The sequence below is a fragment of the Mucilaginibacter sp. OK098 genome (genome assembly GCF_900142915.1).
In the GTDB taxonomy this organism is placed as follows: Bacteria; Bacteroidota; Bacteroidia; order Sphingobacteriales; family Sphingobacteriaceae; genus Mucilaginibacter.
The window spans coordinates 935,165-947,957 of record NZ_FRCM01000001.1 but is presented as its reverse complement, the minus strand read 5'-3'; the positions used below and the strand labels follow the sequence as shown (position 1 = coordinate 947,957).

The following is a 12,793-nucleotide window of genomic DNA, read 5'->3' as shown; positions in this document are numbered from 1 at the left end:
TAATAACTGCAAAAATAAGTACAAAATTGCCCCCATTTTGTTTAAGTACGTTAAGGTAACATTAATGTTGCATTAATCCCCGATGAAGGAATCGCATGGGCCACAGCTTGTTTTAGCTTTCTTACACAGACACAAGCCATAGGGTCTTCATTACAAATAATTAACAGAATGAGGCCCCTGGTTAAACAGCAGATCGACAATGCTCAGGTTTTTTATAAAGCCTTTGCGGTCCTCAAATACCTGGAAATATGGCTTTTGCTCAATGTCTGTTTCATGCTTAGGGCTAATGGCATTTCTATAGTCAGCTAAGTTAGGATATTCCGCTTCGTAGCTTTCAGTAAACTTCAACTCAAGCTTTATTTTCATTGCCTTAAGTATAAATTGCAAAAGCTGCTCATTATAATCAAAAAGAAAATCGAATTTCTTTTCATAAAATGGCACCAGCTCATCCTCGTAATATTCAAAATAAGCCGACCTGCGGTAACAAGCCTGCAGCCCTAACCAGTGGAGGCGCTGCCATTCAAAATCGTAGCTTATTTTAACATCTTTTGCTTTGGTATGGTTTTTTGCCCCCTTTATTACAGGCACTGTTAAGGTAAGTACGCCATCAGGGGTGTAAACGCTGGCCCTGTTGCGGTAGGTTTGTTTGGGGAAGTGCTCTTCTCTTTCTATCAGTATATCAGGCTTGTAGGTGTTCAATCTTACAAAATACTCAACCGGAGGAAGATAAAACATAGGTAACACAGCGCCTTTTTCAATCATATATTTTATGTTTGTAGCTAAAACCGGGCAAAAATAATGATAAAAAAAGGGCTTTCAAGATTAGGTACATTCTTTTTGTATTTGCTTTCGTTACTACCTTTCTGGTTTTTGTACCTTATCTCTGATGTTATGTTTGTAATTCTTTACTACATTACAGGGTATAGGCGGAAAGTTGTACAGGAAAATCTTAAAAATTCATTCCCTGAAAAAACAGAAGAGGAGCGAAAGCTGATAGAAAGGAAATACTTTAAATACATGGCCGACCTGATGATGGAAACCATTAAATCGGTTAGCATGTCTGAAAAGCAGGTACGAAAAAGGATGATCCCTACAAACCCTGAACTGGTTGACCATTATTTTAAGCAGGGGAAAAGTATTATGGCTGCTGCCGGGCATTATTGTAACTGGGAGATGGCTTGTCTGAGCTTTGGCTTTCTGACTAATGAAAAACGGCTTATTGTATATAAGCCACAGTCGAATGAGGTGTTTACTGACTTTTTTAACCGTACCCGTTCGCGTTTTGGCGCTACCATGATCTCTATGAAACAAACGCTTCGTAAAATGATCGAGTACAAAAATGAACTTACCTTTACAGTGCTGGCATCTGATCAAACACCTGTAAAACACGAAATAAATTACTTTACCACTTTTCTTAATCAACCAACTGCAGTATTCCTGGGGATTGAAAAGTTAACAAAAGTGGTAGATTGCGTTGTTATATTTTATAGAATAGATTTAGTAAAAAGAGGCCATTATACTTATACCTTTGTACCCCTGGTGGAAGAGCCAAAAGAAACCAAACCATACGAGATCACTGAAATTCACGTAAAGTACCTGGAATCATTAATAAGAGAGAAACCTGAATACTGGCTATGGTCTCACCGGAGATGGAAAATTAAGCCCAGTGATGTTCAATAGTTGATTTGTTCACTGGTTCATTGGTATATTGCGGATATAAAGAATTTATCTGGTTATTTGATTAATGAACTATTTAACTAATGAACAAATAAACCATTGAACGAATGAACTAAAATGTAAATGAGTTATACACCCAAAGTTGCCGTAGTTATATTAAATTGGAACGGCATTAAACACCTTCGCCAGTTTCTCCCATCCGTTTTAACCTCTATTTATCCCAACCTTGATATTATAGTGGGGGATAATGCGTCAACCGATGGTTCTGTTGAGTTTATTAAGCAGGAGTACCCATCAATCCGCATTATTCAAAATGACGATAATTATGGCTTTACTGGTGGCTATAACCGGGTGCTGGAACATGTTGAAGCCGATTACTTTATCCTGCTTAACTCTGATGTTGAGGTTTCACCAGGCTGGATTCAGCCTGTTATTACGTTAATGGAAAGCGATCCGCTTATTGCTGCCGCTGCACCTAAAATACGGGCCTATAATCAAAAAGATCATTTTGAACACGCCGGAGCAGCGGGTGGCTTTATAGATAGCTACGGTTATCCATTTTGCCAGGGACGAATGTTTTATGAGATTGAGGAGGATAAAGGACAATATCAACAATCGGGCGAGGTGTTTTGGGCAACCGGGGCCGCCTTATTTATTAAAAAGCATTGCTGGCACGAAGCGGGTGGTTTTGACGATCGTTTTTTTGCACACATGGAGGAGATTGACTTATGCTGGCGTTTAAAAAACATGGGCTACAAAGTAATGTATTGTGCCGAATCGGAAGTGTTTCATTTAGGCGGCGGTACGTTAAATGTTGAAAATCCGTTTAAAACCTACCTTAATTTCAGGAACAATTTGCTGTTGTTACAAAATAACCTTCCTTTTTGGCGGGCCGTATTTGTAATAAGCGTCCGAATCTGGATGGACCTGCTGGCATTGTTTCGCTTTTTAACAGAGGGTAAACGTAAGGATGCCTGGGCGGTTAGCCGTGCGCATCAGAATTTCGTACTTAACCTTTTCAGGGGAAAGAAGTCGAAAGTAAAAACTGTTAACTACCAACTGTCAATTGCCAACTGTAAAAAAGGTATGTACAAAGGCAGCCTGGTATGGGCCTTTTTTGTAAAAAAGAAAATGCACTTTACTGATCTTGATCAGGATCGTTTTTATTAGTATCCTTTTTTACACTCTTTTTTTCTTCAATTGCTTTAGTCTCTTGTTTCAATAATGGCTCGCCATCCGGAAAATGCAGGTAAAGATCTTTTTTGGTTGACGGGATAGCAATTTCACCGTTAATAAATGCCTGGTGAATATCAGCTAAAATACGGCTCTTTAATTCAAGCGTTGTACTGATATCAGCCGCCCAGAAAAAGATCCTGAACTCCACAGCGCTTTCACTAAGTGTGTGCAGGAAAACAGATGGACCGGGAATACTCATAATATCATCCCTGTTACTCAGCAAATCTTTTAAAAGCGCTTTAACCTTATCAATATCACAGCCATAAGCTGCGGCAGCTATCAGTTCAATGCGGCGGTTGCTGTTACTCAGCGTCCAGTTTACCACATGGTGAGATATCAGGTCGCCGTTAGGTATAATAACTTCTGAACCATCACTTGTTAATATTTTGCTCGACCGGATTCCTATTTCCTTCATGGTACCCGAGCGGTTATCAACCTCAATAATATCCCCGATCTGAATTGGTTTTTCAAACGCCAGGATCAAGCCCGATACCAGGTTATTTACAATATTTTGCAAGCCAAAACCGATACCAATACCAAATGCGCTGATAATAATGGTTAATTTTTCTAACGGGAAACCCGAGGCTGCAACAGCCAGCAAAAAGCCAATTGAAAATACCCCAAGCCTTATCAATAGGGTAGAAGTACGATTTTTCTTTTTAGCCACAGAAAGATCACTAACCCGTTGCGCCGAAACATCATAAAAATAACTGACAATTCTTGACACTATGGATGAAAGCCATATAACTGCAATAAAAATAACAAAGCCTCCAAAAGTAAATGAAGAACCACCAACAGTGCGCGATTGACCAAGAAGATCGCCAAGATTATCGCTTGCCCAATCATCAATATTCAAATTCTGCAATAGAAAAAATAACCAAAGCAACGAAGCCAGCGTAATTAAAACGCCCCTGAATTTCTTTTGAACAATGGTATAATCAATCCAGTTTAAAATACTGTTACCTTCTTTTTTAACCTGGAACTGCAAGAATAAACCCTGGATAATTACCTGCACTACAAAGAAAAGGATCACCAGGAACCATAAATTGAATACAGCCGTAACCCCGATTATTTTTGACAGGCTAAACCTGCCGGTAATGTTAAGGATCAGCGATAAGAATTGCAGGCCTATAAATATTTTTAAAGCCAGTTTGGTATAGGGAAGATGCTCTTCAGGTGTTTTTTTAACATGTTTGTAAAACGAAAAGCCTGTAACAAGAGACGCAATGCTCAATATCAAAATAACATACCTGTCAATATTTGAAATTTGGATAAACAGGTTACTGGCGCCATAAATTATGGTAAGCCAAAACAAACGGTGAAGAAAGGTAAAGCAGCAGCGTTCGAAACCCTTTTTCACCAGGTACAGCGCTATGATAATAGCTACTAAAAAGAGCGTCTCCAGGAAAACTACTGGTGGGTGGTCATAAAAGTAAGGGATAATAGCTACCGAAATCAATAATGCCCCTGCAATTGGATGTTTAGAAATATAGTTAGCCTCGCTTAATATGGTTTCGGGGTTTTCATGCTGGCGCAGTGTTTTCGTCCTTACATATATTATCCAGCAAAACACCAGCACCAGGAACAATACACTCAAATAATGTGTGTAAGTTTCATTTTTAATAAAGTAGTTAAATAGTATTTTATTAAGCCTGATGGTACTGCTTAGTGCCGATTTAAAATCGTTGTACTGAAGGCCGGTGTTCCATATGTAATCAGATTCGCCGTCTATCGCCTTTAAAGCAAATCTTTTTATTTTGGCATCAATATGGTCTGATTCATCAAGCGTTTTAGTATAGGCAACAGCAATTTTGTCCTGTAAAAGATTAACCCTTAATAAATTGGCGCGGTTAACAGAATCCGTTTTTCGAAATAATTGCCTAACACCTTTTCGCTGCGCAAAAAAAGTTTCCCTGATTATACTATCTGCTGGGATAATTTTTAGTGAGGTGTCCTTTGCAAATTTGATAAGCTCTCTTTGGTTTTGAACTAGTTTAGTACCAGCATCTTCCAAATCAGATTGCCAGCCTTCCAGTTGTCCCTGCAGGTGATCAAGATTGTCCCGTAAAACAAATAAATAACGTAAAGTGCTTGACTTATGAGTGTTGGTAAGGCTATCAATTTTATTGATTCTTTTTAGAGCAGGAGGAAACCCCTGGCTTATTTCGGCCGTGTCAATGCCTTCGGCCAGGTTATTATTTATCTGGTTAAATGTAGTAGTATATTGCTCAATCCGCTGTAAAAGGCTGTTTACTGACGTGTCGGACCTGTTAAATGAACGCAATAATGAATCGCGCAAATGCATTTTACTTCTTTCTGTTTCTCTTTTTGTGGCTTCCGGCTTTTTCTTTTTATCCTGGGCAAAACCGCTATACGATGAAAAAGCCAACAGTAAAAATATAATTATTGGGGTTAACTTAATTATTTTGCGCATCATTAACGTTTTGTATAATTATTAAATACTTATCAAATTTTCAAGAGCCAGGCGATACGAATCCATCCCAAAACCGGCAATAACGCCTTTACAGCTGGCAGCCAGCATAGAGTGATGTCTGAATTCCTCCCTTTTATACACGTTTGAGATATGTACCTCAATAACCGGTGATTTTACAGCCGCAATGGCATCGGCAATAGCAATAGAAGTATGGGTATAAGCCCCGGCATTTATAACAATGCCATCATTATTAAAACCAACTTCGTGAATTTTATTTATAATTTCGCCTTCAACATTGCTTTGGTAATAATCAATTTCAACTGAAGGATAACGCTGGCGCAACTCCTTAAGGTATGTTTCAAAATCGGTGTTTCCGTAAATTGACTTTTCGCGAACACCAAGCAGGTTTAAATTAGGGCCGTTTATAAGTTGTATCTTCATCACTTCAAACTTAGCTAAAAACATTAAAAAAATATAAATTGGATTGGCGTTCGACAATAAAAGGTTTTCAATCTTATTTAAAGCTTGAGAAATCACTGTCAGGAAACTCAATTGAGGCCTATAGCAGGGATATAGAAAAGCTATTTCAATTTTCTGATAGAGAAGGAGTTAAAATAAATCCGGAAAATATAACTTTAACAGATCTGCGTCAGTTTATTGTCTGGGCTGCCGAATTAGGAATGATCCCATCATCACAAGCCAGGATCCTATCAGGAATAAAAGCATTTTATAAATACCTATTAATGGAGGATCTTATAAAAAGCGATCCTTCTGAATTGCTTGAATCACCCAAAATACAACGCAAACTACCGGATACGTTAAGTATTGAAGATATAAATAAGCTGATTGATGCAATTGATCTCTCCAAACCCGAAGGCGGCCGCAACAAGGCTATTCTTGAAGTATTGTATGGCTGCGGACTCCGTGTGTCAGAGCTAACAGAGCTTAAACTATCTAATCTTTACCTGGATATTGAATTTATTAAAGTAACCGGAAAAGGCAGCAAGGAAAGGTTGGTACCTATTGGAGGCTCCGCCATAAAAGCTTTGAAAATCTGGATAGAAAGTATCCGTGTTCACATCCCAATAAAAAAAGGTGAGGAAGATTTAGTCTTTTTAAACAGGCGGGGGGCAAGGTTAAGCAGAGTTTATATATTTATGATAATTAAGCAGTTAGCTGAACTTACCGGGATCAATAAAACCATCAGTCCACATACGTTCAGGCATTCATTTGCTACGCATTTGGTTGAAGGCGGCGCCGACCTGCGTGCCGTACAGGAAATGCTGGGCCATGAGAGTATTACCACTACAGAAATCTATACTCATTTGGATAGGGAATATTTAAAGGGGACTATTATACAGTTTCATCCGAGGAGTTAGTTGGCAGTTTTGAGTAGGCAGTAAACCACTTTAGAAAAGACCAGTGAACTAATGAGCCAATGAACTAATAAACGCCCGGATCATCCTATCCCTGCCGCTCATATCCTTTCTTAACTCAATATTTTTAAAGCCTTTATCAGCCAATAGCTTAACAGTTTCCTTACCGTAGCTTTCATTGATCTCAAAAAATAAAAGACCATTCTCAGTTAGGTGGGTAGTTGCAAATTTAGCAATGGCGTTGTAAAATATTAATGGATCATTCTCCGGAACAAATAAGGCTGTGTGGGGCTCAAAGTCTGTTACGTTGGTATGCATCTGAGTTTTATCATGCAGTGTAACATAAGGGGGATTACTTATGATGATTTCGAATTTCGGAATTTCGATTTCGGATTTGATGTTTAATATATCATCCTCAATAAACTCAATATCAACGGCATTAAGAGTTGCATTTGAGGCTGCTGTTTGCAATGCATCAGCAGAAATATCAATTGCAGATACTTTAAAACCCAATAAATTCTTTTTTAAACTGATAGCTATACAACCACTCCCTGTACCAATATCCAATAAACTGCCCACTGCCAACTTCAAACTGCCAACTGAGTTAAGCACCCATTCCACCAGTTCTTCTGTTTCAGGGCGGGGGATCAGTACTGATGGGTTTACATTGAAAGGTAATCCATAAAACTCTGTCTTTCCTAAAATATACTGGATTGGCTTTCCGGTCTTTAATTCTTCAAGGATGCTCTTTAGCTTTTCAGCTTGTTCGGGAGATACTTCATCCTCAGGAAAAGCCTTGATTTTTGCTTTTGATACATTGCATATTTCGCTGACTGTCAATAATGTTATAGCACCCAGCTCATTTGTATCGTATATCTTATCAAGACCTTGTTTATAGTCAGTAAAAACATCCTTTATAGTTTTCATGCAACAAAGTAACATAAAAGCTACTTTTGCAGCATGGTGCAACACGAAAAATATATGCAGCGCTGTATAGAACTTGCCGGGTTAGGTATCGGGACCGTTAGTCCTAACCCAATGGTGGGAGCTGTTGTAGTATTTGAAGATAAAATAATAGGAGAGGGTTATCACCATAAATACGGTGAGGCTCATGCTGAAGTTAATGCAATTAACCAGGTTATCAACAATTTTCCTGATGCATCTGAACTGTTAAAGCAATCCACCATATATGTTTCATTAGAGCCCTGTGCGCATTACGGCAAAACCCCACCCTGTGCCGATTTGATCATTAAGCACCAGATCCCAAATGTAATTGTTGGCTGCCGGGATCCGTTTAGCCAGGTTGATGGTAAGGGTATCGAGAAATTAAAAGAAGCAGGTATTGAAGTTGTTGTTGGTGTTTTAGAGAAAGAATGCCAATGGCTTAACCGCCGTTTTTTCACCAGGATACAAAAGCACCGGCCATATATCATCCTCAAATGGGCACAAACCATTGATGTTTTTTTTGCACCGGAGGATAGTAGCCAGCATTGGATAACCGGCATAGAATCGCGAAAGTTGGTACATCAATGGCGTAGCGAAGAAGATGCTGTACTGGTTGGTAAAAACACAGCTGCAATTGATAATCCGCAGTTAAACGTCAGGTACGCACAAGGCAGATCACCTAAACGGGTTGTAATTGACCGTCGACTGGAATTAAACCAAAACTTAAATGTATTCGATCAGTCTGTTGAAACACTGATATTTAACGAGGTAAAAACCGATATTAACGGCAAAAACAAGTATATTGCCCTTGAAGATTTTGACAGATATGTACCCCAGTATATTTTATTTCAATTATACCTTCAGGATATCCAATCGGTGATTATTGAAGGCGGCGCCCATACATTAAATAGTTTTATTGAGGCAGATTTGTGGGACGAAGCCCGTATTTTTACAGGCGAAAAAGAATTGAAAACAGGAATAAAAGCCCCATCTGTAAAGGGGAAAATAACTGATGAATATTCATCGGGGAAAGATAAAGTGCTTGTAGTGGTTAGAGATTAGTGATAAGAGGTTAGTTAAAATTAACTCAATCAACATAATCCAACTCCATCAACTTAATTAACCAATCAAAAATGCTCTACGTTTTTTTAAGTATTTGCTGCAGTGTATTTGTATCAATAATGTTAAAGCTGGTTAAACGCTATCATATAGACATTTACCAGGCTATTACATGGAACTACAGTATTGCTATTGTTTTGAGCTGGCTGTTTTTAAAACCACAATTGAATAATATTGGGGAAGCTCCGTTTTATTTGTATGGACTACTGGGTTTATTGTTACCGTCATTATTTGTAATACTGGCAGCATCTGTAAAGCTAGCGGGTATTGTACGAACAGATGTAGCACAGCGTCTGTCGCTTTTCATCCCTATTGTGGCGGCATTCTTATTTTTTAACGAAGCGCTTAATTCTATTAAATTAATAGGACTAGCTGTTGGTTTTGCGGCAATAATATGCCTGATACCGTGGCAAAAACAAACCCAGGATAAAACCACGGCTGGCTCATGGATCTATCTTTTAATTGTGTTTTTCGGAATGGGGGTTATTGATGTTTTATTTAAACAGGTGGCTCTGGTTAAGCAAATATCAACAGGAACATCCTTGTTTATTGTTTATTCGCTGGCATTTGTAATAGCATTTATTGGTTTATTGTACCAGGTTATAAATAAAACCATGCGGTTTTCGTGGCCGCATATTTTAATTGGCTGGGTATTAGGGATTGCCAATTTTGGTAACATCCTGTTTTATATAAAGGCGCACCAGGTTTTAGCTAAAAATCCATCAATAGTTTTTTCATCTATGAACATTGGCGTTATTATAGCCGGTACGCTTATTGGTGTATTTATTTTTAAGGAAAAGCTAAGCACATTTAATAAAATCGGGATCCTGTTAGCTTTGATAGCTATTACTATTATCTATTATCCGCAATTATTTACCAACTTGTTTTCTCATTCTTAATGCTTTTTGACGATACTTACCGTACTATTAAAAAACCTTCAGAAGGTATCTTTCGCGATCGAGGCAGCAAATTCCTGGCCTTTGCCTACCCGGTAAATAATGAAGTCGACCTGAAAATTCAGCTTGCCCAGTTACGTTCCGATCATCCAAAAGCAAATCATCATTGCTGGGCAATGCGGCTGACTATTGACCGCTCAGTTTTTCGCTTAAATGATGATGGCGAGCCATCAGGAACTGCGGGAAGGCCAATACTAAATACTTTATTATCGCATGATGTAACAAACCTTGTTGTTGTGGTAGTACGTTATTTTGGCGGAACATTACTTGGCGTACCGGGGTTGATAAATGCCTATAAAATGGCAACAGAGGAAGCGTTGAAACAAGCCGTAATTGTTCAAAAAACAGTAAATGATATTTACACCATTGAATTTGATTATCTGCAAATGAATGATGTAATGCGGATAATCAAAGAAGATGGTTTAACTATAATTGCTCAGTCATTTGATAACAATTGCAGTATCACGGTATCGATCCGTAAAATGCAGGTTAATCAAACCTTGTCGAAATTAGGTAAGCTTACCACAGTAATTGCGAAGTATGAGTATAGCTTATAACTCTTGAATTTAAGCAAGAAATCAAGCTATTTTTATTCCCGGTTTTGTACTATAAATATGTATTTTAGTCGCATATGCAATCTTTTGAAATAGATAAGTCGGATCTGTTACGCATTGAAACCGCTCTTGAGGGTAATGATGCTGAATTAGAGCTTGTTCTGAAAGAATATCACGCTTCGGAGATTGCTTTGCTATTTGAAAAACTTCCGCTGGAGGCAAAAGAAAGGATCATCAATATCCTCCCAACCGACGTTGCATCAGAGGTTATCTCCGAAATGCACGAGGAGCAAGACGCCGGTGAGCTACTTATTGGACTTCATCCCGAAAAGCGTTCGGAGATTATTGAGGAGCTGGATTATGATGATGCTACAGACATTATTTCGCAGCTGGATGAAGATGAACAGCAGGAAATCTTAGAAGATCTTGACCAGGAGGATGCCGATAGCATCCGTGCCCTGTTAAAATATGACGAGGATACGGCGGGCGGTATTATGAACTCTGAAATTATCAAGGTAAACATCAACCTTGATAAAAAGGATGCATTGGATGAGATCATTAGGCAATCTGAAGAAATGGAGGAGTTTTACACCATTTATGTGGTTGATGATGCCGATATTCTGCAGGGCATCCTTTCCGTAAAATCAATATTAAAAGCCCGCCCCGAAGCTCATGTACGTGATTTGGTAAACACAGATTTTGTTTACGTAAAAGCTGATCTTGACCAGGAAGATGTTGCCGGTTTAATCTCACAATATAACCTTACTACCATCCCGGTTGTTGATGATAATATGAAGCTGCTGGGCCGTGTTACCGTTGATGATATTATTGACGTAATGGAGCAGGAGAGTACCGAAGACATTTTGAAGATCTCCGGTGTATCAGAGGATGAGGAACTGAGTGGTAACTGGAAAGAAGCGGTAAAAAGCCGCTTGCCATGGTTGGTCATTAACCTTGCTACAGCTTATTTGGCCGCTTCTGTTATCCGACATTTTGACTCAACTGTTGAGCGTCTCCCCGCCATTGCAGCATATATGACCATTATAGCAGGGATGGGCGGCAATGCCGCAACACAGGCACTTGCAGTAACCGTAAGACGTATTTCATTAAGTGACCTGAGCGACAAGCAAGCATACAATGCCGTTGTAAAAGAATTTTTGGTGGGATTGCTTAATGGTGCGGCAAATGGCTTAATCGTTTTTTTGATCGCTTTATTTTATGATTCAAATCCAATGCTTGGTTTGGTGTTATTTTTAGCTATGACCGGCAACCTGGTAATTGCAGGCTTAACCGGAGCCTCAATTCCATTGGTATTAAAAAGGGTGGGGATTGACCCGGCAGTAGCGTCATCTATCATTATAACTACTTTTACAGATTGTGCCGGCTTTTTGCTGCCGTTATGGTTTGCAACAAAACTTTTATAATTACTAATATAACTAATAAACAGAATACGAATATATCTAAACAAGCATAGAATGACCGAAGTAAGATACAATTGGACAAAAGAAGAGATTGCGGAAATATACCATAGGCCTTTGTTAGACCTGGTTTATGAAGCAGCTTCTGTGCATCGTGAAAATAAAGATTACTCAGAAGTGCAGATCAGCTCGTTAATATCAATTAAAACAGGTGGCTGCCCCGAGGATTGCGCCTATTGCCCGCAAGCGGCCCGTTATAATACAGGGGTTGATGTGCATGCAATAATGCCAAAGGAAGAAGTGGTTGCTGTAGCGCAAAAAGCTAAAGACGGCGGCGCATCAAGATTATGCATGGGCGCTGCATGGCGCGAAGTACGCGATAACCGCGACTTTGACAAAGTGATAGACATGGTGAAAGCTGTAAACGAGTTAGATATGGAAGTATGTTGTACACTGGGCATGCTTACCGAAGCCCAGGCACAACGATTGGCTGATGCAGGCTTGTATGCCTACAACCACAACCTGGATACTTCAGAGGATGATTATAAGCGTATTATAACCACCCGTACTTATGATGACCGCTTAAAAACATTAGAACATGTACGCAAAGCAAAGATCACTGTTTGCAGTGGCGGCATTATAGGTTTAGGCGAGACTGTGGAAGACCGCATTTCTATGCTTAAGACCCTTTCAACTTTACCTAAACATCCGGAATCAGTACCAATTAATGCTTTGGTGCCGGTTCAGGGTACGCCGCTGGCAGATCAGCCCAGAGTATCTGTTTGGGATATGGTACGGATGATAGCCACTACCCGTATTATTATGCCTAAAACAGTAGTACGCCTATCCGCCGGCCGCACAGAAATGAGTTTAGTTGAACAAGCATTTTGTTTTATGGCAGGTGCAAATTCTATTTTTGCAGGTGAAAAATTGTTAACTACGCCGAATCCGTCCTTTGATACCGATATGGCCATGTTTGATCTGCTGGGGTTAACACCGCGTAAAGCTTTCAAGAACGGAAGGCCAAACGAGATAAAAGAGATTAAGGAAATGAGTATTAACGAAGTTATATAACAAG

General features: G+C 39.2%; 12 protein-coding genes. 8 read left to right on the top strand and 4 right to left on the bottom strand.

All coding sequences use genetic code 11. From position 1 onward, the window contains the following. Positions 1 to 150: 150 nt before the first annotated feature. Entirely contained in the window at positions 151 to 762 is a 612-nt protein-coding gene (locus BUE31_RS03785) for a WbqC family protein (RefSeq protein WP_073400400.1), read from the bottom strand. 36 nt (positions 763 to 798) lie between these two features. Between BUE31_RS03785 and BUE31_RS03780 the strand changes: the two genes are divergently transcribed. Both BUE31_RS03780 and BUE31_RS03775 read left to right on the top strand, forming a co-directional pair. Beyond that, positions 799 to 1,680, top strand: coding sequence for a lysophospholipid acyltransferase family protein (locus BUE31_RS03780; RefSeq protein WP_073400398.1), 882 nt, complete (start codon positions 799 to 801; stop codon positions 1,678 to 1,680). A 120-nt stretch (positions 1,681 to 1,800) separates the two neighbouring features. After that, on the top strand, positions 1,801 to 2,847 hold the full coding sequence (locus tag BUE31_RS03775; protein WP_073400396.1) for a glycosyltransferase family 2 protein: 1,047 nt from the start codon (positions 1,801 to 1,803) through the stop codon (positions 2,845 to 2,847). Here BUE31_RS03775 and BUE31_RS03770 read toward each other — a convergent pair. Then, positions 2,816 to 5,350: a mechanosensitive ion channel family protein gene (locus BUE31_RS03770; protein ID WP_073400394.1), complete on the bottom strand. Its 2,535-nt coding sequence runs from the start codon at positions 5,348 to 5,350 to the stop codon at positions 2,816 to 2,818. The genes BUE31_RS03775 and BUE31_RS03770 overlap by 32 nt on opposite strands. 18 nt (positions 5,351 to 5,368) lie before the next feature. After that, positions 5,369 to 5,788: a type II 3-dehydroquinate dehydratase gene (aroQ, locus tag BUE31_RS03765; RefSeq protein ID WP_200801853.1), complete on the bottom strand. Its 420-nt coding sequence runs from the start codon at positions 5,786 to 5,788 to the stop codon at positions 5,369 to 5,371. Between the two features lie 38 nt (positions 5,789 to 5,826). On the opposite strand from aroQ, the gene xerD reads away from it, so the two are divergent. After that, positions 5,827 to 6,726 (top strand): site-specific tyrosine recombinase XerD, encoded by a 900-nt coding sequence (gene xerD / locus BUE31_RS03760; protein WP_073400392.1) that lies wholly within the window; start codon positions 5,827 to 5,829, stop codon positions 6,724 to 6,726. Positions 6,727 to 6,774: 48 nt separating this feature from the next. Here xerD and prmC read toward each other — a convergent pair whose 3' ends face one another. Further along, a complete protein-coding gene (gene prmC / locus BUE31_RS03755; RefSeq protein WP_073400390.1) occupies positions 6,775 to 7,650 on the bottom strand; it encodes a peptide chain release factor N(5)-glutamine methyltransferase in 876 nt (291 codons plus the stop codon). A 33-nt stretch (positions 7,651 to 7,683) separates the two neighbouring features. Here prmC and ribD point away from each other — a divergent pair, with 33 nt between their 5' ends. The 5 genes from ribD to bioB all read left to right on the top strand — a co-directional run bounded on the left by ribD (position 7,684) and on the right by bioB (position 12,789). Next, the gene (gene ribD / locus BUE31_RS03750; protein WP_073400388.1) at positions 7,684 to 8,730 is read left to right on the top strand and encodes a bifunctional diaminohydroxyphosphoribosylaminopyrimidine deaminase/5-amino-6-(5-phosphoribosylamino)uracil reductase RibD; all 1,047 of its coding nucleotides are present in this window, start codon (positions 7,684 to 7,686) and stop codon (positions 8,728 to 8,730) included. Positions 8,731 to 8,801: 71 nt separating this feature from the next. Beyond that, positions 8,802 to 9,686: a transporter gene (locus BUE31_RS03745; protein ID WP_073400386.1), complete on the top strand. Its 885-nt coding sequence runs from the start codon at positions 8,802 to 8,804 to the stop codon at positions 9,684 to 9,686. Next, positions 9,686 to 10,300 carry an IMPACT family protein gene (locus BUE31_RS03740; RefSeq protein WP_073400384.1) on the top strand — a complete coding sequence of 205 codons (615 nt, stop codon included), beginning with the start codon at positions 9,686 to 9,688 and terminating at the stop codon, positions 10,298 to 10,300. The genes BUE31_RS03745 and BUE31_RS03740 overlap by 1 nt, the downstream gene beginning before the upstream one ends. A gap of 74 nt (positions 10,301 to 10,374) precedes the next feature. Beyond that, positions 10,375 to 11,721 (top strand): magnesium transporter, encoded by a 1,347-nt coding sequence (mgtE, locus tag BUE31_RS03735; protein ID WP_073400382.1) that lies wholly within the window; start codon positions 10,375 to 10,377, stop codon positions 11,719 to 11,721. A gap of 51 nt (positions 11,722 to 11,772) precedes the next feature. Then, on the top strand, positions 11,773 to 12,789 hold the full coding sequence (gene bioB / locus BUE31_RS03730) for a biotin synthase BioB (RefSeq protein ID WP_073400380.1): 1,017 nt from the start codon (positions 11,773 to 11,775) through the stop codon (positions 12,787 to 12,789). Positions 12,790 to 12,793: the final 4 nt, after the last annotated feature.

Coding starts and splice junctions, on each gene's coding strand:
- mgtE (WP_073400382.1), top strand. CDS start 10,375: ATGCAATCTTTTGAAATAGATAAGTCGGATCTGTTACGCATTGAAACC.
- ribD (WP_073400388.1), top strand. CDS start 7,684: ATGGTGCAACACGAAAAATATATGCAGCGCTGTATAGAACTTGCCGGG.
- prmC (WP_073400390.1), bottom strand. CDS start 7,650: ATGAAAACTATAAAGGATGTTTTTACTGACTATAAACAAGGTCTTGAT.
- BUE31_RS03775 (WP_073400396.1), top strand. CDS start 1,801: ATGAGTTATACACCCAAAGTTGCCGTAGTTATATTAAATTGGAACGGC.
- BUE31_RS03740 (WP_073400384.1), top strand. CDS start 9,686: ATGCTTTTTGACGATACTTACCGTACTATTAAAAAACCTTCAGAAGGT.
- BUE31_RS03785 (WP_073400400.1), bottom strand. CDS start 762: ATGATTGAAAAAGGCGCTGTGTTACCTATGTTTTATCTTCCTCCGGTT.
- bioB (WP_073400380.1), top strand. CDS start 11,773: ATGACCGAAGTAAGATACAATTGGACAAAAGAAGAGATTGCGGAAATA.
- BUE31_RS03770 (WP_073400394.1), bottom strand. CDS start 5,350: ATGATGCGCAAAATAATTAAGTTAACCCCAATAATTATATTTTTACTG.
- aroQ (WP_200801853.1), bottom strand. CDS start 5,788: ATGAAGATACAACTTATAAACGGCCCTAATTTAAACCTGCTTGGTGTT.
- BUE31_RS03780 (WP_073400398.1), top strand. CDS start 799: ATGATAAAAAAAGGGCTTTCAAGATTAGGTACATTCTTTTTGTATTTG.
- BUE31_RS03745 (WP_073400386.1), top strand. CDS start 8,802: ATGCTCTACGTTTTTTTAAGTATTTGCTGCAGTGTATTTGTATCAATA.